Origin of the sequence: Paenibacillus sp. FSL H7-0942 (genome assembly GCF_045040715.1) — a bacterium.
In the GTDB taxonomy this organism is placed as follows: Bacteria; Bacillota; Bacilli; order Paenibacillales; family Paenibacillaceae; genus Paenibacillus; species Paenibacillus amylolyticus.
The window spans coordinates 6319939-6343632 of record NZ_CP150279.1; the positions used below are offsets into that span (position 1 = coordinate 6319939).

The 23694-nt window shown below is 47.1% G+C and carries 24 protein-coding genes and 1 riboswitch; all 24 genes read right to left on the minus strand.

The features are described from left to right. Positions 1-246 precede the first annotated feature (246 nt). The 24 genes from MHI48_RS27730 to MHI48_RS27845 all read right to left on the minus strand — a co-directional run bounded on the left by MHI48_RS27730 (position 247) and on the right by MHI48_RS27845 (position 23668). Positions 247-471 carry a DNA-directed RNA polymerase subunit beta gene (locus tag MHI48_RS27730; RefSeq protein WP_017691949.1) on the minus strand — a complete coding sequence of 75 codons (225 nt, stop codon included), beginning with the start codon at positions 469-471 and terminating at the stop codon, positions 247-249. A gap of 12 nt (positions 472-483) precedes the next feature. Then, the gene (locus MHI48_RS27735; protein ID WP_076319216.1) at positions 484-1323 is read right to left on the minus strand and encodes a flagellar hook-basal body protein; all 840 of its coding nucleotides are present in this window, start codon (positions 1321-1323) and stop codon (positions 484-486) included. 353 nt (positions 1324-1676) lie between these two features. Further along, positions 1677-2561, minus strand: a complete 885-nt coding sequence (locus tag MHI48_RS27740; protein ID WP_340018641.1) for a flagellar hook-basal body protein — start codon at positions 2559-2561, stop codon at positions 1677-1679. Positions 2562-2663: 102 nt separating this feature from the next. Further along, a complete protein-coding gene (locus MHI48_RS27745; RefSeq protein ID WP_036612542.1) occupies positions 2664-3662 on the minus strand; it encodes a rod shape-determining protein in 999 nt (332 codons plus the stop codon). Positions 3663-3881: 219 nt separating this feature from the next. Then, the gene (spoIIID, locus tag MHI48_RS27750; protein ID WP_024632710.1) at positions 3882-4169 is read right to left on the minus strand and encodes a sporulation transcriptional regulator SpoIIID; all 288 of its coding nucleotides are present in this window, start codon (positions 4167-4169) and stop codon (positions 3882-3884) included. A 171-nt stretch (positions 4170-4340) separates the two neighbouring features. Further along, the gene (locus tag MHI48_RS27755) at positions 4341-5081 is read right to left on the minus strand and encodes a M23 family metallopeptidase (RefSeq protein ID WP_036667765.1); all 741 of its coding nucleotides are present in this window, start codon (positions 5079-5081) and stop codon (positions 4341-4343) included. Between the two features lie 1033 nt (positions 5082-6114). Then, on the minus strand, positions 6115-7455 hold the full coding sequence (gene spoIID, locus MHI48_RS27760; RefSeq protein ID WP_405142330.1) for a stage II sporulation protein D: 1341 nt from the start codon (positions 7453-7455) through the stop codon (positions 6115-6117). A 467-nt stretch (positions 7456-7922) separates the two neighbouring features. Then, on the minus strand, positions 7923-9269 hold the full coding sequence (murA, locus tag MHI48_RS27765; RefSeq protein ID WP_017691942.1) for a UDP-N-acetylglucosamine 1-carboxyvinyltransferase: 1347 nt from the start codon (positions 9267-9269) through the stop codon (positions 7923-7925). Between the two features lie 522 nt (positions 9270-9791). Then, on the minus strand, positions 9792-10049 hold the full coding sequence (locus tag MHI48_RS27770) for a DUF1146 family protein (protein ID WP_017691941.1): 258 nt from the start codon (positions 10047-10049) through the stop codon (positions 9792-9794). Positions 10050-10655: 606 nt separating this feature from the next. Continuing rightward, entirely contained in the window at positions 10656-11060 is a 405-nt protein-coding gene (locus tag MHI48_RS27775) for a F0F1 ATP synthase subunit epsilon (protein WP_036612555.1), read from the minus strand. Positions 11061-11122: 62 nt separating this feature from the next. Further along, positions 11123-12526 (minus strand): F0F1 ATP synthase subunit beta, encoded by a 1404-nt coding sequence (gene atpD, locus MHI48_RS27780; protein WP_405142332.1) that lies wholly within the window; start codon positions 12524-12526, stop codon positions 11123-11125. A gap of 93 nt (positions 12527-12619) precedes the next feature. Beyond that, a complete protein-coding gene (gene atpG, locus MHI48_RS27785; RefSeq protein ID WP_076319219.1) occupies positions 12620-13492 on the minus strand; it encodes an ATP synthase F1 subunit gamma in 873 nt (290 codons plus the stop codon). 129 nt (positions 13493-13621) lie between these two features. After that, positions 13622-15136 (minus strand): F0F1 ATP synthase subunit alpha, encoded by a 1515-nt coding sequence (atpA, locus tag MHI48_RS27790; RefSeq protein ID WP_036612563.1) that lies wholly within the window; start codon positions 15134-15136, stop codon positions 13622-13624. Between the two features lie 16 nt (positions 15137-15152). Next, positions 15153-15701, minus strand: a complete 549-nt coding sequence (locus MHI48_RS27795; protein WP_076319220.1) for a F0F1 ATP synthase subunit delta — start codon at positions 15699-15701, stop codon at positions 15153-15155. Continuing rightward, entirely contained in the window at positions 15698-16186 is a 489-nt protein-coding gene (gene atpF / locus MHI48_RS27800) for a F0F1 ATP synthase subunit B (RefSeq protein WP_036612568.1), read from the minus strand. Before atpF ends, MHI48_RS27795 begins: the two co-directional genes overlap by 4 nt. 113 nt (positions 16187-16299) lie before the next feature. After that, positions 16300-16524, minus strand: a complete 225-nt coding sequence (gene atpE, locus MHI48_RS27805) for a F0F1 ATP synthase subunit C (protein ID WP_017691934.1) — start codon at positions 16522-16524, stop codon at positions 16300-16302. 78 nt (positions 16525-16602) lie between these two features. Then, the gene (gene atpB / locus MHI48_RS27810) at positions 16603-17421 is read right to left on the minus strand and encodes a F0F1 ATP synthase subunit A (protein ID WP_017691933.1); all 819 of its coding nucleotides are present in this window, start codon (positions 17419-17421) and stop codon (positions 16603-16605) included. Positions 17422-17466: 45 nt separating this feature from the next. Further along, positions 17467-17844 carry an ATP synthase subunit I gene (locus MHI48_RS27815; protein WP_017691932.1) on the minus strand — a complete coding sequence of 126 codons (378 nt, stop codon included), beginning with the start codon at positions 17842-17844 and terminating at the stop codon, positions 17467-17469. Then, positions 17837-18091 (minus strand): AtpZ/AtpI family protein, encoded by a 255-nt coding sequence (locus tag MHI48_RS27820; protein WP_017691931.1) that lies wholly within the window; start codon positions 18089-18091, stop codon positions 17837-17839. The genes MHI48_RS27815 and MHI48_RS27820 overlap by 8 nt, the downstream gene beginning before the upstream one ends. A gap of 185 nt (positions 18092-18276) precedes the next feature. Beyond that, positions 18277-19434, minus strand: a complete 1158-nt coding sequence (gene wecB / locus MHI48_RS27825; protein ID WP_036667768.1) for a non-hydrolyzing UDP-N-acetylglucosamine 2-epimerase — start codon at positions 19432-19434, stop codon at positions 18277-18279. A 223-nt stretch (positions 19435-19657) separates the two neighbouring features. Beyond that, positions 19658-20287: a uracil phosphoribosyltransferase gene (upp, locus tag MHI48_RS27830; RefSeq protein ID WP_017691929.1), complete on the minus strand. Its 630-nt coding sequence runs from the start codon at positions 20285-20287 to the stop codon at positions 19658-19660. A 429-nt stretch (positions 20288-20716) separates the two neighbouring features. Continuing rightward, complete coding sequence (gene glyA, locus MHI48_RS27835) at positions 20717-21964, minus strand: serine hydroxymethyltransferase (protein WP_164783303.1); 1248 nt, start codon at positions 21962-21964, stop codon at positions 20717-20719. A 218-nt stretch (positions 21965-22182) separates the two neighbouring features. Next, entirely contained in the window at positions 22183-22776 is a 594-nt protein-coding gene (locus MHI48_RS27840; protein ID WP_047840701.1) for a TIGR01440 family protein, read from the minus strand. A 141-nt stretch (positions 22777-22917) separates the two neighbouring features. Further along, positions 22918-22999: riboswitch (ZMP/ZTP riboswitch) on the minus strand. A gap of 96 nt (positions 23000-23095) precedes the next feature. After that, complete coding sequence (locus MHI48_RS27845) at positions 23096-23668, minus strand: low molecular weight protein arginine phosphatase (RefSeq protein ID WP_405142337.1); 573 nt, start codon at positions 23666-23668, stop codon at positions 23096-23098. Between the last annotated feature and the right edge of the window lie 26 nt (positions 23669-23694).

A 23694-nucleotide genomic window follows, 5' to 3' on the forward strand; every position in this document is an offset into this window, starting at 1 on the left:
TCGAAGCTCATATAAAAGGTTTTTAATTTAAATTTTGTATGGAAAGCATATTTTCGGTTAACACTAGTTATATCCTTCATGACTGCAGTAGTGAAGGTTAAGATAAGGGGTCTCTCTTCGCGATGACGAATGTCTTTCGCAGGGGAGGCCTCTTTTGTGACGTCAAACGTCATCCATCATTATACTGTTTTCAACGTCAAAAAGAAAACTCCTGCCTGCGCAGGAGTTTTCGCTTAACTCGTTACATTATGGAGCGAATACCAGATTATATACATGTTCCCATGTACTCCATTGCCATACGGAACCGATATCTTGTTTGCCCAGTACCACATATCCAGCTACCATTCCGCCAGCGAGGGCAAGAACAAGCAGGACCGGAACCAGGAACCATCTTGCGATGCGCCATCCACTCTTCTTCTTCTTGACTTCCTTTTTCTCCGGCTTACTGTTCTGCTGCTGTGTTTCTGTCATCACATTCACCTTTTACGCTCTCATATTGTTGGCAAGACCCAACATGGAATCACTTGAAGTTAGCGCCTTTGCCGCCAGCTGATATGTCCGCTGTCCTTGCATAAGCAAAGACATCTCCTGTGTCAGATCAACATTGGATTGCTCCAGAAATCCTGGACGGATCAAGGCCGCTGCTTGACGTGTAGCTGCATTAGCGCCAAATACATCATCTTCGGTTAATCCCGCATCCAGACCAAACAGGTTATCCGCAAACTGCACCAGCCCCTCAGGACGTTCAATGTCTACCACTTGCAGCTGTGCTCCAATGGTTGCGTTTGCCGCATTACCGCGTCGGATTAACAGGTTGCCATTTTCATCAAAAGCAACTTTGCTATTATTTGGTGCCGTAATACGATTGCCTTGACGATCCAGGGCAAAGTGGCCTTCGCCATTGACCATCACCATCATATCAGGTGAATTCGGAGTAGGCTTAGGTCTTGTATCAGGTACAAAATGAAATGCACCCTGACGTGTCCACATTTTCTCCCCATTCGCTTCAACTGCAAACATCGCATTTCCTTCAATGGCCAGATCGGTCGGAAGGCCAGTCTCGTTCAAGGGGCCTTGAGACATATCCTTCGTTACATCTGCCAAACGAGCACCAAAACCGAGGTTATATCCCATCGGTGTGGAACGTCCATCCAGTTTGTACTTGTCCGGTTGTTGTTGAACCCGGGTCAGCACATCCTCGAAGGCCGCTTGCTTGCTCTTATAGCCTGCCGTATTCACGTTGGCAATATTATCGGAAATGACATCCAGACGCTGCTGTATCGCAGTCATGGACACCTTGGCACTAATCATGGAATTATTCATTGGTGGTATACCCTCCCTTGTGTCCTGTCCACCCTCCCAAACCCTCCCTAGTAGGGAGGGCCCCAGATGGCGCTGCCCTCTGGACTCCCGAAACAGGCGGATTAGGTAAGTGGGGTACGATCTTGCTAAGTGGCGGTGGTGTATGTGCGCCGCGACTGCCCGACTATGATTCCCGCCATCGTTTCACATGGCTGAATCATAGCACGGCACGCTCTTTATGCGGCGTGTAGCTCCGCGGGGTCTCTTCCCTGCTTTGCTCCGCAAAGGGCTGTCGTGACCGTCGCTTCGCTCAGGTACTGCTACGCATTCCTCGCATAGGCTCTCCGCTGCGCGGTTATATTTAAACGTCGGCGTTATACACGCCCGACTTCATTGACGGCTTTATCCAGACTGCGGTCGTAGAATTGTACGATCTTCTGGTTTGCTTCATACGCACGGTATGCAGCGTTCATATCAACCGTTGCCTGTGAGGCATCCACATTGGAACCTTCCAGGTATCCCTGACGGATCTGCACATTATCACCAGCAGCCATCATCCGGGACGTTGCCCCGTTTGCATCGCTGAGACTGAAATTGCCATTACCTTGACGAACCAGTTGATTCGGCTGGTCAATGACACTAATGCCAAGAGTAACCCCTGTTGGTGTACCCGTTGCTGCATCTACCAAACGGCCTTGCTCATCCACTTTAAATTGCTCCACAGAACCTGTCAACACTACAGGTTGTCCATTATTATCCAACACTTGTGAACCTGTTGAACTCAGCAATTGTCCCGTTCCAGTGATCTCGAAGTGACCATCGCGTGTATATCCGGTGTTACCTTCTGCATCCTGAACTGTAAAATACGCCTGAGGCTGGTAAGTCACCGTGCCATCGGCCCGTACAAACTTGCCTGATGCGTCAAACGGGACAGGTTGTCCAGTCTGCGGATCATTGACCGTCATATTGGATGAAATGGAAAAATCATTTTTCTGCCCAGTCTCCATAATGGTCCCCTGCAAATTCATGGACAAACTCTCTTCCGCGAACACCCCCGTGTTCAGCTTGCCCAGCCGCTTTGTTGGAAGATTTGCATCTCCGCCTACCAAAGTAATGAGCATTTCCGGGAAGGAACGGCTTACGCTGTTCACCTGTTTGTATCCCGTGGTGTTCATATTTACGATATTCTGTGTTGCTGTGTCATGGCGGCGTTGTTGCGTAATCATTCCCGCAGTAGCGGTGTACAGACCTCTTAACATGAATTAACCCCTCTCCTCAAGCGCTTGACCTGCATCACAGGTTGGCTGCTTGTCCGTTCTGCTTTCCGAGCATGGCGAACCTTTGCTATTTATATCGGCAGATTAGAACTTTTTCTTAACCACCTGATCCAAATTATTAAGCATTATGCCTGTCCCCTTCACGACACAGTGCATTGGATCTTCCGCCACCCATACCGGTACATGCAATTCATTGGACAAAAGCTCGTCCAGTCCGTTCAGCAATGCACCTCCACCAGTCAATACAACACCACGGTCGATAATGTCCGCTGACAATTCAGGCGGTGTACGTTCCAATACCGATTTGGCTGCCACGATGATGGATTGCACGGAATCCCAAAGTGCTTCCTGTACTTCATTTCCCGATATCGTTACGGTAACAGGAAGGCCGGATACCATATCGCGTCCGCGAATGTCCATCTCTGTTTGATGTCCACCCGGATGTACGGTACCAATCGCAATTTTGATATCTTCAGCGGTCCGTTCACCGATCATGAGCTTATACTTGGCTTTGATAAACTTGATAATGGCTTCGTCGAACTTGTCCCCTGCGACTTTAATAGAAGAGGCGGTGACCACGTCGCCCATAGAAAGGACTGCAACGTCAGTCGTACCGCCGCCGATATCCACGACCATATTGCCGCTCGGCTGAAAAATATCCATTCCCGCACCGATCGCTGCCGCTTTCGGCTCTTCTTCCAGAAACACTTCTTTGGCACCGCTGCGTTCTGCCGCCTCACGGATGGCCTTCTGCTCCACGGAAGTAATGTTCGTTGGTGCACAAATCAAAATCCGAGGGTGGCTGTACCAGCTTCTTGCACCCACACGATTAATGAAATGTCTGAGCATCGCTTCTGTAATCTCGAAGTCCGCAATAACGCCGTCACGCAGCGGTCTAATGGCAACAATGTTACCTGGAGTACGCCCCACCATACGACGCGCTTCTTCCCCAACAGCAAGGACACGCTTCGTATCTCTTTCAATGGTCACGACGGAAGGTTCATCGAGGACAACCCCACTTCCTTTCACGTGAATAAGCACGTTGGCCGTGCCAAGATCAATACCGATATCCTTGCTAAACATAAAAGAGCCCCCAAAGTGATATTATTTGGTCAGCGTATCCTGTGAAAAAGAGTCCCTTATCACGTCACCGCTCGTTCGACAAAGTGCAACATATATATGTAAAAATCGGGCTGATAAGATGTCATAATTCGATCCTGTACCAGCATTTAACATATCATACTTCAGGGGAGGGATTCAATGCATGTGTGAGCTTTTTGGCCTACGTCTTTGTGAAGATGCTTACGATTTGGCGGAAGCCAACACCTCACGTTTCTTGCCACTCGTTTTTTTGTATTTAATTTTGGTCGCTTCACCGCCCCGCAAATGGCGGATCGACTTGTGATACTCCAAAATGTGTTTCACCTGGTCAGCAAGATCAGGGTTGATTTCCGGCAGACGCTCCGTCAGATCCTTATGCACAGTACTCTTTGACACGCCGAATTCTTTGGCTATGGTACGGACCGTATTCCTCGTCTCAACAATGCAGCGACCAATTTTGATGGTCCGTTCCTTGATGTAATCGTGCACGCTCCCGCCTCCCTACTGTGTGGATAGTTTGGTACATTATATGAGGAGCATGCCTATATATTCGCGGTTTAGAGGTGTGACAAGCTTCGAAGGTCCCATTATTTTCTGAAAAGCACAAAAAGAGCAGAGGTTTAACCCCCCTGCCCGTCATGTTGCTGCGGTAAAATTCATTTATTTTTCCGGAAGATATCCTTGAGGGTTAACCGGCTGTCCGTCTTCGTACACTTCAAAGTGAAGATGGTTGCCAAGCGTTTTACCCAATTCATTGACGCCAGCGGATGCAATCGCATCTCCCTGTTTCACTTCGTCGTCCTGTTTCACTTTGACGTCTGCCAAGCTTTGGTACACCGTCTTCAGGTTATCGCTATGTGTGATTTCCACAACCTGACCTGTGAGCGGATTTTGCTCCACCCGGGTAACTTTACCGGCGAGTGCTGCTTTGACTTCAAACGTTTTGTTATCCCCACGTGCCAGATCCACACCCGTGTTCGGGATGAATGTATCATTGTACTGCACCATTGCCGCTTCATGTTCCTCGGTTGAAGCTTCGCTATCATAGAAAGGTTTCACTACCGAAATTTCGGACGGTACCGCTACCGGCCATACAAAATTCTCCGACTTTGCAACAACTTCCACACTTTCTTCTTCTCCACCTACTGCTGTTCCTTCTGTACCCGCCGATGCACCTGTTTCTACTACCCCGCTAGCAGGGTCCGAGTTTAGCGTTTTGTCGCCTGTGCCCTGATAGACCCACACTAAGGTTAGTATAATGCCTGCTGCTGCGATGTAGGCTGCCGGGAAGACCCAGCGTTTGGACATTGCTCTTTTCCATGAAGAGGGCTGACTAGCCGGTACTCCTTGAGTTGTTTTAGGAGTTTCTTCTTGGTTTGTTTTTTTGTTTTGTTCATTCATGTTAATCACCTCAGTAACAAGTGTTACCGGGTGCAACTCTTTTATACACGCGCGACTCTAATTATTTTCACGGAGGTTTCAGAGAGTGCTATATATGTGAGGGGTGAGTGGTTAGTGCGTGCGCCGCTTCGGGGCCAGAAAACCTTTCGACCGCTGGTTACTACCAGATTTCTTCTATCACCTTCTTCAAAGGTGAAATCCGGTAGTAAAGGCGGACACTTTGTTTCTACAGGTCTTTTCTGTCCCCTGCGCTCCCCATACGGCTAGCACTCTCCGCATATATAGCCAAATCTCGAAAGCTCCGGAAAGGGTGTTGGTAGACTGGTCTGAATTGGCTGTAGGGGCCAATCCTTCTATGAAGTGCATTTATCGGTGAGAGCGAAATGATATAGGATGTGACTGGATAATACAGATGTAAGGTGCTCTAGGTTCGTTAAAGTGAGATGTGAGATTAGAGATTTGGCGATGCCACATCAATAATAACTGTTCAATACAACATCTAGATTTAAAAGAAACTGGATCATGAATGGTTACAGTATAGTTAGAAGTTGCTTGGTAAACAGGGAACATAAATCAATTTTTTAACCCAAGGGCTTGGAAACTTGATTTCAACATTTTGATTCTGGTTCGGCTTGCTTATTGCGGAATGAGCATGTAGTGAATGACAACACCCTCAATTTTCCTAATGATTAGATAATAAAATATTTCTAACGAACTCAGGCGGCCTTATTGGCGGGGAAATCGTGGCTTAGGAATTCTAACGAACCGTAGACACGCTAATCACTCTTTTGGGCGCTATTATCGGATCAATATCGTAGTATGTCGTGATATAACGTGTCTGAGATTCGTTAGAATTTTCATTCGTTGTGATAACAACCAATAAGGTCTCTCAGATTCGTTAGCGCGCAATGATATACGGAGAGTCTGATGAGTTCCAAACCAAAACTGCTCTCATTCACATACATTTGTATACATTCGCACATACTCCTACTCATTCGAATTATTTCGCTTTATCCATCCGTGTTCATCTCTCCTACTTCGATGCAAGCATCTTGGATGCCTGTCCGAATGAAATGCCGGTATAGTAGTGTTTGAGAATTTGGGTGGCCGTGTGTCCCTCCTGCGCCATGCCGTTTGCTCCCCATTGGCTCATGCCAACCCCATGACCGTAACCGTACGTTGTAATCTGGATTTCGTCACCTGTGGTCTTCCAACTGAACTGGCTGGATCTTAATCCAAGCAGTTTACGAACCTCGGGTCCGCTGAATGTCTCACCTGCGATCTGCATTTCCTTAATCCGATGTCCTTTGGTTGTAGACAATACTTCCATCCACGATCCACCCTTCTGGGCGGTAACCGGAATGGCATCCAGGTTTAACTTCTGCAGAATCTCGTTACGCTTCATGGTAACGGTCTGCTTGAATCCTGGTGCCAGGTTTTTGTCCCACGGACTGTCTACACTTTGCAGATACGGCACGGCGTTCCCCCATACATCCTCGGCATTCTCGGTATACCCATTACTTGTGGAAAAAAAGGATGCGGTGATTGCCTTGCCCTGATATGTCATCACCGTATCTCGACTTTCGCGCACAGCCTGTTGCAGCTTCTCCCATTCCTTCGCCTTCCCTAGACGCGTCCAATCCGCTTTCACCTGATCTGGCGGAATAAACACCTGATGGCTGACCGTATCCGTCACATCCGCCGCACCTGATGGCACACCGCTTGTATCACTCGCAGCTAACCTACGCACGATAAATGTACGAGCAGCTATTGCCTGCGCCTTTAACGCCTCCAGTCTGAATTCCGCTGGCATCTCAGCTGCCACAACCCCGGTAACATAGTCTTCCAATGGCAGATTCATCGTTGTGCCCGTTGCAGACAGGTATACGCGCACTTTAGGTTCAGGGTACGTAACAGGAACGGCTGGCGCAGGGGCTGGGGTTCTTGTACTGCTTGAATCTGTTGGAGCAGGGATCGGTTTTGGTGATTCGCTTGTCCGCGGCCATACCAGAATTACCGGAATCAGTAACGCCATTGCCAATAAGGCAGATACAGCGGCAGCAGGTTGCCATCGCGTCGTATTACGTCCCCATCGGGGTTTTCGTCCAAATGTCCGCATTCGGCGACGCTTCACTCGGCGGAACTGGTCCAGCTCAATAACAGGTATATGAATATGCTCGGTTGTCTTTCGGTTCAGTTCATCTGCCGACACCCGTCCTGGATTGGATAATCTTGCAGGCTGTGATGGAACAGTCCTCAGGTTCAATGGGGCAGGCTTGTCTTTTTCCACTCCAGAAACGGTATTTCCCTCTGGCTCTTGCATACCTGGACGAGGGACAAGGGGTACCTTTACCTGTACACGAGCTTCTTTCATTCGAATATAACCCTCCGTTATCTATGGCCGGTCATGTGCCGGTCGTGTTGTTCAAATCCATAGTTTAGGTTATGAGCTGGCTTGATCTGATAGAACCTGATTTGAGAGAAACGAGGCCCTTTTCGTTCTGTTCAATTTCTTGTTTTCTTTTGCTATGTACATCATAGAAACGTTGATCTGTCGCTGTATACCGGTGTTTAGCTGGATCCGACACCCATATAAAGTATGCTCTTTCATTTGGTTCAGAATCGATACAGAATACGATGTTATGCTATACAAGTTAGGACCAGCTATTAATAGAATCAGGTATCAAATATCTCGTTGTCTTCTTAAAAGTAAACACAAAAAAAGCCAAGCCAGATGGCTTAGCTTTATCATTTTTTACAATATACGTTCCATCGCATTCATAATCCACACAACCGTGTGACTCATAATAGAGGGCCATATTTTTTCTATTCAATCCAGTGTTAAGCCAAAGTTGGTTGTACCTTAAACATCGGTACTTCTTTCTCCACTTTTTCACTAGGTGCTTTGGTTGCTTCCAGCTTAGGCTCATCAACCGAGATCCGATAGATGTCAGCGCCAAGTCCGTTAAGCTTCTCAGCGAGATGTACATAGCCACGGTCGATGTGATGAACACCGCCCACTTCCGTTGTACCTTCAGCAACAAGACCTGCAATAATGAGTGCGGCACCCGCACGCAGATCGGTAGCCGTTACTTTGGCACCCTTCAGTTTGGCATTACCTGTGACGATGGACGAACGTCCTTCAACTTTGATCTCCGCATTCATCAATTGGAATTCATCCACATGCATGAATCGGTTTTCAAAAACAGTCTCTGTCACAACACTTGTTCCTTCAGATGCAAGCAAAAGTGCCATCATCTGGGATTGCATATCGGTCGGGAATCCTGGGTATGGTAATGTTTTCACATCCACAGCCTTAAGAGGGCGATCTGCGATTACACGCACGCCATTCTCATCCGGTTGGATTGTAACACCCATCTCTTCAAGCTTCGCGATAACGGAGCCTAAATGATCAGAGATTGCACCTTCAATGTACACGTCACCACCCGAAATTGCAGCAGCAGCCATATACGTACCAGCTTCTACTCGATCCGGAATAACGGTGTGTGTTACGCCTGTCAGTTTCTCCACACCTTCGATGCGGATCACTCCAGTACCAGCACCACGTACGATGGCACCCATTCCATTCAGGAAGTTGGCAAGATCCACAATCTCAGGTTCTTTTGCCGCGTTCTCCAGAACAGTTACACCTTCGGCCAATGTTGCAGCCATCATAATATTTTGAGTGGCACCTACGGAAGCCACATCCAGATAAATTTTCGCGCCACGCAACCGACCTTGGCTACGAGCTTCGATATAACCTTGGCCCAAGCTGATCTCTGCGCCCATGGCTTCAAAACCTTTCAAATGCTGATCAATAGGCCGTGTACCGATGGCACATCCACCAGGAAGTGAGATTCTTGTATGACCCATACGAGTCAACAAAGGCCCCATGACCAGGAAAGACGCCCGCATTTTACTTACCCATTCATACGGGGCTTCACAGGAAGTAAGTTTCTCCGCATTTACGGTAATCACTTCGTCCCGGTATGTAACTCCCGCTCCCAGCGATTCCAACACCTTGTTAATCGTCATCACATCGTCTAGAGGAGGCGCGTCAATAATAACGCTTTGTCCTTCTTCCCCTAAGAGAGAGGCAGCGATGATCGGAAGAACAGAATTTTTAGCGCCGCTAACTTTGACACTTCCGGTCAACCTTTTGCCACCGCGGACGATAAATTTGCTCATCATGGTTCCCTCCGCGCTTTTATTCCCTTTTCTTCATTCCGGAATACGTAAGCCCCACTATGCTAGAAAGGACTGTTGCTGTGTGTGGAATTTCGACATATTCTGGCATATTGCCACAGATGTCTGTTCAGAAAAGAATTGGTTTTTATAATCCATATCAATGATACCATGTGCCGTGCATCTTGCTATTCAGCATGTAAAAATCAGTGTCTTACAAGCCAGCAGAGCATCAGAACAGACAGAGTGGGATGGTTATTAGCCGGCATGAACCGGATATCCCGTTTATAACTACAAAATAAGTGAACAATTGTGAATTCCCTAACTTCCATCATAACATTGTTGAATTGTACGATACAAGCATTTTTACATAAAACATCTCAAATTCATCCAATTTTACGTCACATTTTTTTCTTAATTTCTTTACCGACAACTCATACTCTAATTGTTAACACAATTAATCGATGTTATTCGACAATGAGCAGCTTGAAGAACCTAACAGATGATTAACCAACCATCTCAACATTAAAACAAATTACGCAACATTTGAGTCCAGGACAAGTAGTCAATGACAAAGCCAGCAACGGCATGCCCCAAAATGATGGCGAGCAACAAATGCAACAGTCTTCCCTGAGCACCTCGTGGCTGCCTGATGATTAAATCCAGTTTGAGATTTGTCAAAGCCCACCAAGACAACGCAATACATAACAGGGAGACGATGATTGAGACCAAGCCATTGGTGCTTAATGCTTGGTTCACCTGATTCGTCAGATCAGTATCCATATATTCTTTACCTCCACATTTGTTGCAGCGATCAGCATATCATATGCCCGGCACCCATAACTTGTTAGTATACTGGAATGTCTTAAGCACAACATACTGAGCGTACTGTCAGATTTACTCCTGCCAGGCAGGAATCTCCTGATGCCCAATCACCGAGCAGCAACAATGCGGCTGTGCATGACTATGGAATCTACTACGCAGCTTCCTGCTTCTGCTGACTCTATGGAATATAGGCTCTTTCATCATACATTGTCAATTACATTGATTTCCACTTCTAAAATATTTTAATTTTAAAATGCCGGGATTTTGTGACTAAAACGACATAAAAGAGCGCTATTTCGATATCGATTCTGTCATTTCCTCGGAAATAATTTAAATTTACTCATGAAAAAAATGGTTCTCTTAGTGGTAAATGCGCCCACTACTTTAGTCCTACATTCTATTCAAATAATCATAATCGGTGAATATTTTGCTTAAAATACTTCTGTTTACTGAAGGGAGAGGATGGATTTATGGTCAGCCCTTTTGATATATTCGATAAAACAATTCTATCAAACAAACTCAAAAAAGCCCGGCAGACTAAGCCGCCAGGCTTCAAAGAATCGTTTATTTGCCGAACACATTAATCCGGTTAACCGCTTTTTGCAGCGCAATCTCTGCACGACGGTGATCAAAGTGGTCCTGATTGCTTTGGCTTGCAAGCCGACGTTCTGCCCGCTCTTTCGCCGCACGCGCACGATCCACATCAATGCTTTCCGGGAATTCAGCACTCTCTGCGAGTACAACAACCTTATCTTTACGAACTTCGATAAACCCGCCACCGATAGCAACTCGTTTATTTTCTTTTCCGTTATGGATATAGATTGGTGCAATCTGCAAAGGTGTAACCATAGGAATATGACCTGGCAGAATGCCCAGTTCCCCTTCAATACCACGAGCCGTAATGCTATTCACCTGTTCTGAATAGACCAAACGCTCGGGTGTTACGATTTCCAACAAAAAGGTGCTCAATTCCATCCCTCCTGAAATATCCGAAGGATAGCCCGCTTCATAAGGACAATCCTGGATTCAGACTAAACCAGTGTTTTGGCTTTCTCCACTGCCTCTTCAATTGTACCAACAAAGAGGAAAGCTGCTTCCGGAAGATCATCATACTTACCTTCGAGAATCTCTTTAAAGCTACGCACCGTTTCTTTAACCGGAACGTATTTACCTGGAATACCGTTAAATGCTTCAGCAACGTGGAAAGGCTGGGACAAGAAACGTTGGATTTTACGAGCACGGTATACAAGCGCTCTGTCTTCCTCACTCAACTCGTCCATACCCAGGATCGCAATGATATCTTGCAGTTCATTGTAACGCGCCAAGATACGTTTAACGCCTTGAGCTACGTTATAGTGTTCTTCACCTACAACTTCAGGGGACAAGATCCGGGAGCTGGATGCCAGCGGATCTACCGCAGGGTAGATACCCATCTCGGAAATTTTACGCTCCAGATTCGTCGTTGCATCCAAGTGGGCAAACGTCGTTGCAGGAGCCGGGTCAGTGTAGTCATCCGCAGGCACGTAGATGGCCTGGATGGATGTTACAGAACCTTTTTTCGTTGATGTGATACGTTCTTGCAGTTGACCCATTTCTGTTGCCAGCGTAGGTTGGTAACCTACCGCGGAAGGCATACGTCCAAGCAAGGCAGATACTTCTGAACCCGCTTGGGTGAAACGGAAGATATTATCGATAAAGAGCAACACGTCACGGCCTTCTTCATCACGGAAGTATTCCGCCATCGTCAGACCTGTGAGGGCTACACGAAGACGTGCGCCTGGAGGCTCGTTCATTTGTCCGAAGACCATTGCTGTTTTGTTGATAACGCCGGAATCACTCATCTCGTGATACAAGTCATTACCTTCACGTGTACGCTCACCAACACCCGCAAATACGGAGATACCGCCGTGCTCTTGTGCGATGTTGTTGATCAATTCCTGAATCGTTACCGTTTTACCTACACCGGCACCACCGAAGAGACCGATTTTACCACCTTTGGCATAAGGAGCGAGCAAATCAATAACTTTGATTCCTGTCTCCAGCATTTCTGCTTGGGTAGTCAGTTCATCAAATGCAGGCGCTGAACGGTGAATCGGGTTCTTCCGTTCAGTAGCTACAGCACCGCCAGTATCAATGGCTTCGCCGAGTACGTTAAATACCCGACCCAGTGTCGCTTCTCCGACAGGTACAGAGATTGGAGCTCCTGTATCTAATGCTTCCATACCACGTACAAGTCCATCCGTGGAGGACATCGCAATACAACGTACACGGTTGTCACCCAGATGTCTCGAAGCTTCGAGTGTAAGGTTCACACTTACGCCGCTCTCACTTACTGTAGTGATCGTAATGGCATTGAGGATTTCCGGCAGACCGCCGCGATCAAACTCGACGTCAACAACCGGACCCATGATGCTCACAACGCGTCCTTTGTTCATCTTAACGTTCCCCTCCTACAAGCCTGCTACTTTTGCAAAAATAATGTACCGTTCTTTTATCTTTGCTCTGCAAGCCTTCATTAATAAAAACAGTTAGCCTTGTGCTGCGTTGGCACCTGCCACAATTTCCGTAATCTCCTGCGTAATCGCCGCTTGACGGGCACGGTTATAGGTCAATGACAATTCGTTAATCATTTTGGATGCATTTTTGGTTGCATTACCCATCGCCGTCATTTTCGCGCCTAGCTCACTCGCCTTACCGTTCAAAAGCGCACCATAGATCAGCGTCTCCGCGTAACGCGGAAGCAAAACCTCCAGTACAGCCTCAGCAGACGGCTCGTATTCGTAGCTTGCCGTTGGTCCTTCCGCAGCAGTTACCTCAGGTGTTTCCATCGGAAGAAGTTTTTCTACCGTAGGAATCTGGGTCAACGCATTCACAAAGCGGTTATAACAAATGTACAATTCATCAAATTCAGCCAGTTCAAACCCATGAACAGCCTCGTGTGCGATGGATTTGATATCTGCAAATGAAGGCGAATCCGACAGATCCGTTGTTGTGGATGCCATCGCCATTTCACGACGTCTGAAGTAATCGCGTCCTTTACGTCCAATGACGAACAATTCGTAGTCATCCTGAGAGTTGTGGCGCTCTTTGAGCGTCTGATTAACCTGACGCAAAACGTTCGCATTGTATCCACCTGCAAGCCCACGGTCCGATGTAATGATCAGGTAAGCTGTCTTTTTGACCGGACGGCTCTCCAGCATCGGATGCTGTATACCTTGCGTGCTTGATGCAATACTAGCTACAACTTCTTTCAGTTTCTCCGAATAAGGACGGGCTGCTTCCGCTTTTTCCTGCGCTTTACGCAGTTTTGCAGCAGCTACCATCTCCATTGCTTTGGTGATCTGCTTGGTGCTTTGTACGCTTTTAATTTGCCGCTTAATTTCGCGCATGCCTTTTGCCATGATTTCACCACCTCAAAACTTTGGCAAAGCCAAAGTTACTTCGTAAGCATCATCTTTTTTGACAGAGTCAAAGTATTACATGCAGACATGCGGAATCGGTTAGACAACTCCGCACCTGCAGTCATTTATTTAGACAGAGACAGCAAAGCTCTTTCTGAACTTCTCAATTGCACCTTTCAGTGCGTTTTCGTTGTCTGCAGTCAATTCTTTAGTATCACGGATGGATGCAAGAATTTCCGGATGACTGCTCTCCATGAAGGCAAGGAACTCACCTTCGAAACGAGTCACATCACCTGTAGGAATTTCATCCAGGAATCCTTTAACGGCTGTGTACAAGCTGACCACCTGTTGTTCTACGGCCAGAGGCTGGTTTACACCTTGCTTCAGGATTTCCATCATACGTGCACCACGATTCAGGCGAGCCTGAGTCGCTTTGTCCAGATCGGAACCAAACTGGGAGAACGCTTGAAGCTCACGATATTGAGCGAGGTCGAGACGCAGGGAACCTGCAACCTTTTTCATCGCTTTGATCTGAGCAGAACCACCGACACGAGATACGGAAATACCTACGTTGATTGCCGGGCGTTGTCCAGCATTGAACAAGTCAGCTTCCAGGAAGATTTGTCCGTCCGTGATGGAGATTACGTTCGTTGGAATGTATGCTGATACGTCGGAGGCTTGTGTTTCAATGAACGGCAGTGCGGTTAAAGAACCACCACCCAGTTCATCATTCAGCTTCGCAGCACGCTCCAGCAAACGGGAGTGCAGGTAGAAGACGTCACCCGGATAAGCCTCACGGCCCGGTGGACGACGAAGCAACAAGGAAAGCTCACGATATGCAGAGGCTTGTTTGGTCAAGTCATCATAGATAACCAGAACGTGCTCGCCTTTGTACATGAAGTACTCACCCATCGAACATCCGGAATACGGTGCGATGTACAAGAGTGGTGATGGATCGGAAGCTGCTGCAGTTACAACGATTGTGTACTCCATTGCGCCTTTACGACGAAGAGTTTCCACAACTTGAGCAACCGTAGACTGTTTCTGACCAATAGCCACATAGATACACTTCATGCCGCTACCTTTTTGGTTCAGGATCGCATCAATTGCGATGGATGTTTTACCTGTTTGACGGTCACCGATGATCAACTCACGTTGTCCACGACCGATTGGAACCATTGCATCAATGGCTTTGATCCCTGTTTGCATCGGCTCATGAACCGATTTACGATCCATTACGCCTGGTGCTTTACCTTCAACCGGACGGAATTCCGTTGTAGCGATTGGCCCTTTGCCATCTACAGGAATACCGAGCGGGTTCACAACGCGTCCAATCAATGCTTCGCCTACAGGCACTTGCATGATTTGACCAGTACGTTTCACTTGGTCACCTTCACGAATATCGTAGTAAGGTCCCAGGATAACGACACCGACATTGCTTTCTTCGACGTTCATGGCGAGTCCCATAACACCGCTTGGGAATTCAACCAACTCGTTGGACATGACGTTCTCAAGTCCGTAAACACGAGCGATACCATCACCAACCTCGATAACCGTTCCAACTTCGACTACATCGATATCGGTCTTGTATTGTTCGATTTGGCTCTTAATTAATGTACTGATTTCTTCTGGTTTGATACTCAAGTGTCCTCACCCCAATCTACTGTACTCGTCTGTTAAAAGACTGCTCAAGACGTTCGAGCTTGCCAGCCAAGCTGCCGTCATAGATCGTATCGCCAATGGCGACTTTCAATCCGCCCAGCAGAGTCGGATCAACAATGTTCTCGATACGAATCTTTTTATTCACACGGCCACCGAATTGACGGGCTACCGCTTCTTTTTCTTCATCATTCAACGCATAAGTGGAGTAGACACGTGCATCAGCGATGCCCAGCGACTCACCTTGGATCTTCCGATAATCATTCAACAAGTCTCCCAGCAATTCAACGCGTCCGCGTTCAATTAACAACAAGACTGTACGAAGGACAGGTTCGGATACCTTACCATCAAGACTTGAGTGAAGCACGTTCTGCTTGACTTCATCAGAGATATTAGGAGATACGATAAATTTCTCGATATCTGCATCTCCGGTCAATGCACTGACTACCGCAACCAGTTCCTGTTCAACCTCAAGTACCTGCTGTTGCTGAAGAGCAACTTCGAACAATGCTTTCGCATAACGCTTGGCAACAATCGTATCGCGGCTCATTGTCGGCCTCCTACCTCATTGAGGTATTGGTTCACAAGCTCTTCTTGTGCAGGACCGTTCTCAACTTCTTTTTTGATCAACTTGGATGCAATCTGAACGGAAGCTGTACCCAGTTCGCTGCGAAGTGCTGCGACTGCTTTGTTCTTCTCGCTCTCGATTTCGCGTACTGCATCGTCTTTCAGACGATTAGCTTCAGCTTTTGCATCAGCCAAAATCGATTCAGCTTGTTTGCCACCTGTTTGTTTGGACTGTTCAATGATGTCGTAAGCATCTTGACGTGCTTGTTCAAGAGCTTGTTTTTGTTCCTCCACATAGGCAATGGCCTGTTCCCGAGTCTGTGCAGCCTCATTCATCTGCGTCATCACGAGTTCACGACGTTTTTCCATAATGGAGAACAAAGGCCCGAAGGCATAACGGCTAAGCAGCCAATATAAAATTGCAAATGCAACAATCGCAAGAAGCGTATTTTCCCATATGAAACTCAATCTGTTCACTCCTTCCTGGAGGTATCCTTGAAACGTCATCCGTTAGAACGGACATTACCTAAAAAGAAGGCGCGGATGGCTATGGCCTTCCCCGCCAAACCTTTAAAATTTGATTAAGCCATACCGTAGAACATGAACGCGAGTACCACACCGATGATCGGCAATACCTCGATCAAACCTACACCGATAAACATTGTTGTTTGAAGAGTGGATTTTGCTTCCGGTTGACGGGCAATACCTTCCACCGTTTTGCTGATTACCATACCGTTACCAATACCTGCGCCAAACGCGCCCAGTCCTGCAACAATTGCTGCTGCGATTAATGCCATTGCTCCCATTTGTATATCCTCCTTAAAATGATAAATCGAATTTTTTATTGTTCAGCCTGGTGAAGAAATCTTCGTAGGGCTTGAAACTTAATGCTCGTCATGCGTCTCGATGCTCTGTGAAATGTACACCATCATCAAGATAACAAACACAAATGCCTGGATCGCGCCGATAAAGATACTAAAGCCTTGCCACACCATAAGTAGCGGAATCGCTGCAATAGCACCAAACACTTTGAATGTGGTCAGTTTCAGGATCGTTGCGATCAGTACCTCACCCGCGAAGATATTCGCGAATAGACGCATACCGTGTGTCAACAGCTTGGATGCCGTCTCAATCAAGTTGATTGGCAAGAACAAGGCGAATGGCTTGAAGTAATGCTGGAGATATCCTTTTGTGTTACGGAACAATCCAAGTCCATGAGATACAAGGAACGCTACGAGAGCAAGTCCCATCGTTACAGACAAGTCGGCTGTTGGTGATTTCCACCAGGCCAGTTCAACGTGTGGGTGGGCTTCAGGGTCCTTGGCATGCGCTTTTTCAAACGCCTCCACCGCTGTAACAATCGGCTTACCGAATACCTGTGCCTGATTAACATCTGTTACCTCAGATACAGCCACGAGCGGAAGGCCGAGCATGTTCCCTACAAAAATGAACATAATCATGGAAAGAGCGAGAGAGATAAAATGTTTACCTTTCTTCATATCCATTGTACTGGAAATCAGATTGCGGACGAATTCTACTGCCCACTCCATAAAATTTTGCAGCTTGCCGGGATTTTCAACGGATAATCTCCGTGTTGCCAGTACAGCAAAAATAAAAACAATTGCACCTGTAACTACCAGCATCAACAGAACCGATAGATCCAGTCGAAATCCGCCAAGCATAATAATTGGAGCTTCATGCATATTTTTCTCACCCCTTTCTCGACTTGAAAGCTGCAGCCCTTAACATCATTCTGCTCTGCGGGAATAGACAATCCCTATAATCAATAAGGAATATTGTGCAATGACGAGACCGCCTGCAACCGCATATGTATTGAAGTACTGCGGAAAGCGCATCGATATGAATATACCGAGCACAGCGAATGCCGCTCTTGTCAAAAATCCCAAGTTGACACGCTTCAAGTTACCTTCTGCCGCATCATCAGACATTTTCCTTACTTTGTAGCCCAGGTAAAATGCATTGATCCAGCTAACTCCTGTACCCAGGGCCAGTCCCAAAGCAATTGTCTCCACACGTGGCATAAAGGCCGCTGCGAGAAAACAAATCATAAGAAAGTACATGACGAAAACAGTCATCGATCTGCGGTATCTGGTTAGTTCACTCATCACTTTCCCCCATGATTTTTTTCGCGATAAAGTAGATGCTTACACCGCCTGCCGCAAGAAAAAAGAGAACGCTTACGGCGATCCATATTCCGTTACCTCCGATGGTCTTGTCCAACCAGGAGCCAGCGTAATACCCGGCAACAGCGAGAATGGCAATCTCGATCCCAAAAGCTGTCACGAGTCCCATTGCTTTCCATACATTATCGTCATGGTTACGGGATGAATTTGGTTTGTTCGAATCGGCCATTTTCCACGCCACCCTTGCAATCCCAGTTAATTTTACTGAATGATGAGAGCCTTTGTCAATTGAATGATTTTAGCGTTTTAAAGGGGGAAACGACGGGAATACAGACCCTCAAAGCCCATAAACCCGCGTAAACCGTACAGTTTAACTGTATGCTTGCCCTTTATAAATCCGTCAGAAAAAATGTATTATTTTTTGAATTTTCTGTGAAATGATTCCGGACGCTCACTATTTACACCGAAATGATGCAAAATCGCATTGACAATTCTTTCCGAAGCATGTCCATCACCGTATGGATTAGCAGCCTGGCTCATGCTTGCATACAGGGTTTTGTCTGTAAGCAGAGCTTTGGTCCGTTCATACACACGTTCCTCTTCGGTACCTACCAATTCCAGCGTTCCGGCTTCAATACCTTCCGGGCGTTCTGTTGTATCGCGCAATACGAGCACAGGCACACCAAACGAAGGTGCTTCTTCCTGCAAACCGCCTGAATCGGTCAAAATCAAGTGAGTGTGCGGGTAAAAGTTATGCAAATCCACCACGTCTAGTGGATCAATTAATTGAATACGGGGATGATTCCCCAAGATCGCGTGAGCCGGCTCCTTCACAGCAGGACTTGGATGCACCGGGTACACGATGGCAATATCTTCGAATTCGTCGGCAATCCGTTTGACGGCCTGGAAAATGTTGCGGTGAGGCTCGCCTTGAGATTCACGGCGATGAGCTGTCATCAGCACAAGACGTTTGCCTTGGGCCCAATCAAGTACCGGGTGTGTGTAGTCCTCCCGTACAGTATATTGAAACACATCTGTTACCGTGTTGCCTGTGACGTACGTACTAGACTCCGATTTATTTTCTTTGGCAAGATTGGAAGAAGACCAATCCGTAGGCGCAAAGTGTAGATCAGCCAGTACTCCCGTCAGCTGACGGTTCATCTCTTCCGGATATGGAGACAGCTTGTTCCACGTCCGCAGCCCCGCTTCCACATGTCCTACCTGAATCTGTTGCAAGAATGCTGCATAGCTCGCTACAAAGGTAGTTAATGTATCCCCGTGAACCAGTACAATATCCGGCTTAGCTTCAGCTAACACCGGCTCCAGACCGCCAAGCACACGAATTGTGATTTCATTCAATGTCTGACGGTCCTTCATCACATCCAGATCATAATCGGGATGAATGTCGAAAACTTCAAGTACCTGATCCAACATCTGGCGATGCTGCGCAGTTACGCAAACAATAGATTCAATAGATTCGGGGTGTTTCTGCAATTCCAAAATAAGCGGAGCCATCTTGATGGCTTCCGGACGCACCCCGAAGATCGTCATGACTTTAATTTTGTTGGACATTCGAGCAAAGCCCCTTTTCTATAAGTTCATGTTCAAAAAGTCCGGTTTTCAGTACCAAGAATATGGAATGAAGGTAGAAATGGAGTAGCGGAGCGTAGGGAAAACTACGTGAGCCACGGACATTTCGGCTGAATTTCATATTCGATGCCGATGATGCCCTTGGGCATCCTTCGTAATCAAAATTGGACTTTTTGAACAACCTCTTACAAAGCATGCGATATGCTTATTTAGTGCCGTAAAGACGGTCTCCTGCATCTCCAAGCCCTGGAACGATATAACCATGATCATCCAGACGGTCGTCCAATGCTGCTACATAGATGTCCACATCGGGATGTGCATCTTGCACAGCTTTTACGCCTTCCGGTGCCGCAACCAGGTTCATCATCTTGATTTGGGTACAGCCACGTTTTTTGAGCACGTCAATAGCTGCAATTGCCGAACCACCGGTTGCCAGCATCGGATCAATTACAATCAATTGACGCTCTGTTACGTCTGTAGGCAGTTTGGTGTAGTATTCTACCGGTTGCAGTGTTTCCGGGTCACGGAACAGACCCACATGTCCAACTTTTGCCGCTGGCAACAATTTCACAACGCCATCCAGCATTCCGAGTCCTGCGCGCAGAATCGGCACCAGTCCGAGCATACGTCCAGAGATGACTTTACCTTGTGTTGCAGCTACAGGTGTCTGTACATCAATCGTTTCCAGTTCAACATCTCTTGTAATCTCATAAGCCATCAACGTTGCTACTTCATCCACCAATTCACGAAAATCTTTCGTATTCGTACGCATGTCGCGTATAAACGTCAGTTTGTGTTGAATCAAAGGGTGATCACATATTACTAATTTTCCCATCTAATTTGTCCCTCCGGTAAGTTCTTCATGTTCAGCATTTCCAAATATACCTAGCCGCCATTCATGGGCTCGATAAATCCTGTATATTATATCATCACCAACAACGAATTACACCATCAAAGGGCACCCAATCATTACAGATTACCGAATCCTATAAAAAACAGGACCGGAAAATGATCCATCCGGTCCTGTTTTGCTCCTGCTGTTATGTCGTTAAGAAAATGAAAATGATGAATACAATGGCACTCCGCCTACAGAATGATCCTTCGATCGCTGTTATCCCCAGATTTTTTTTATTCTCCTTTTAACAAGGGAAAAATCCGGGGATAAAGGCGAACGCTTCGCTTCTGCGGTCTCATTCTGTCTGCTTCGTTTTTTTGTATCCCATTTTAAGAACATCTCAAATACAAACAGCATGAGCAAAGTTTTTTAGTATTTAAGATCTGTATAGAGCGGGAATTGGTCTGTCAGTGCAGTCACTTCTGCACGAGCTTCATCCAGCTTCGCTGTATCTTTTGGATTTTTCAGCGTTTTGGCAATGATCTTACCGATCGCTACCATCGCTTCTTCGTTCATGCCACGGGAAGTTGCAGCAGGTGTACCAATTCGAATACCACTCGTTACAAACGGGCTTGTAGGGTCGAATGGAATGGCATTTTTGTTCACGGTAATACCGATGGAATCAAGCACATGCTCAGCTTCCTTACCTGTGATGTTCACACTGCGTGTGTCGATCAGCATCAAGTGGTTATCTGTACCACCAGATACGATGTTCAATCCTTCAGCGATCAGTGTTTCAGCCAGAACCTGTGCGTTTTTCACGACATTCTCAGCATACGTTTTGAACGATGGTTGCAAAGCTTCACCGAATGCTACCGCTTTGGAAGCGATCACGTGCATCAAAGGTCCACCTTGGGAACCTGGGAATACGGCTTTATCAATCGCTGCTGCCCACGCTTTGCGGCACAGAATCATACCACCACGAGGTCCACGCAGCGTTTTGTGTGTAGTTGTTGTTACGAAATGCGCATGTGGAACCGGGTTTGGATGCAAACCAGCAGCAACCAGTCCTGCGATGTGAGCCATGTCCACCATGAACAAAGCGCCTACATCATTGGCGATGGAAGCCAGCTTTTCAAAATCAATGGTACGCGGATATGCACTTGCACCTGCAACGATCAGACGAGGGCGGTGTTTGAAAGCCGCTTTGCGTACTTCATCATAATCAATCAGGAATGTATCTTCCTGTACGCCGTATGCTACAAAGTTGTACAGCAAACCAGATGCGTTAACCGGGCTACCGTGTGTGAGGTGTCCACCATGGGCAAGGTTCATACCAAGTACAGTATCACCAGGTTTCAACGCTGCAAGATAAACTGCCATGTTCGCTTGTGCACCGGAGTGAGGTTGAACATTCACGTGTTCTGCTCCGAACAATTCTTTTGCACGATCACGCGCGATGTCTTCAACGATGTCCACATGCTCACAACCGCCATAGTAACGTTTACCTGGATATCCTTCAGCGTACTTGTTGGTCAGAACAGATCCCATTGCTTCGATTACTGCTTCACTTACGATGTTCTCGGATGCGATCAGTTCGATATTGTTCTGTTGACGTTTCAGTTCAAGATTCATCGCTTCCAGTACTGCCGGGTCATTCTTGCGCAATTGTTCCATGATTAAATTCCTCCCAGGTATAAGTGAAGTTATAAAGTGAAACTAATGTTTACACGAAAACGGCGAGTGCAACACCAATCTGAAGAAACGAAGTGGTCGCCTTTATCACCGGACTTCCCCTTTAAATAGGGAATTAAAAAATCTGGGGATAACAGCGATCGGAAGATAGTGATGCAATCAAAGTCAGGAGTGTAACCCAATTAGTCTCGCTTTATATGTTAGTCACAAAATGTTGAATCTGGTTGTTCTTCCATACGATACACCGCGCGTTCGCCGCCAATCAACTTCGGACGGGTCAACGCTGTGGTAACACGAGCATCTCCAACATAGCGAAGCGCTGTACGATAAGGTACGGCTACATGCCGGAGATGCATCCCAATCATCGTCTCCCCAATGTCCAGGCCAGCATGGGCCTGCACATGTTCAGCCAGGCATGGATCGGTCAGCGAACGATATGCTGCGGATGCCATTGAACCTCCGGCCTTGGGCACGGGTATAGCACCAACCTCGGTCAATCCAAGACGAGTAAGCACAGAACGTTCCATTACCAGCGCACGATTCAGATGCTCACAACATTGGAATACCGTGTCAAAACCGAATTCCTCCTGCACCTCGCGTATACCCGCAAGAAGCTGCTGCGCCACTTCAATGGCACCACTCGTACCAATCCGAGCGCCTGCGACTTCACTTGTGCTTGTACCGATCACAACGATCTGTCCAGGTCCAAGCTGTCCGGCAAGCGCCAGTTCATGCAGAATAGACGCGGTCTGTTCCTGCAATCCGGGTTGTTCCGAATCTAACTCTATAGTCATCCTATCATCGCCTCCCGATAAAATCATGCCCGCTGTCTCTTGGTTGTCCTTCGTATTCTTGCACGGCATCTCAGGTACTATTATAGCGAATAATCAGATGAAAGACGAAAAAAAGAGCAGTCTGCGGGTAACGCAGAATTGCTCTTTTGCCCAGGCGACCGGCCGTTTGTTCCGGTGCTCCATCGTGGTTATGCCCACTTCGTCGCCAGTTACACCGGATCCCTGTTTTCCCCTTCATCATAAAACAACCCGCGGCTAAAATCAACGGTTAATTTACATCACGTGTCCTATTTCTATAACCTGCCTCGCAGGATCAGAATTATCCCAGCTTATCCAAAAGCCGGTCCAATGCCGTCCGAATCTCAGCTGCAGCCATATTGTAATCATCACGACTTCCCCCAAACGGATCGGAGATGTCGAAACTTGGAATTCGTTGTCTAATCTCAATGGCTCGCTCACGCTCCGATGCCAGGATCTCTTGGCCAAGGGCACGTTTCATCTCCAGCGTTGCAAACAGGCTGTCCAACTCCTGAACATCACTTAATACCTGTTCATCATCCTCCACATATTCTTTCAATGTATAGGTTTTGTGGACTGAATCGGGAAAAACCTGCATGACATGCTGCTTATGACTCCGTGTTAATGTAAGAACCAGATCGGCCCAACCTACCAGGTTAGAGCTAAGCTGTGTGGAATGAGGTGGACCTTCAACGTTATGATCTCTCAAAACCGCTTCAGCATGACGAGAGATCGGCATACCCGACGTTGCTGCCACACCTGCGGAGCGAACCTCTACCTGAATGCCACGCTCCGATGCCAGTTTTCGCAAAAGCCCCTCTGCCATGGGGCTGCGGCACGTATTTCCTGTACATACGAATAAAATATGTTTCATTGTGTTAGCCTCCCCATTTTACATAT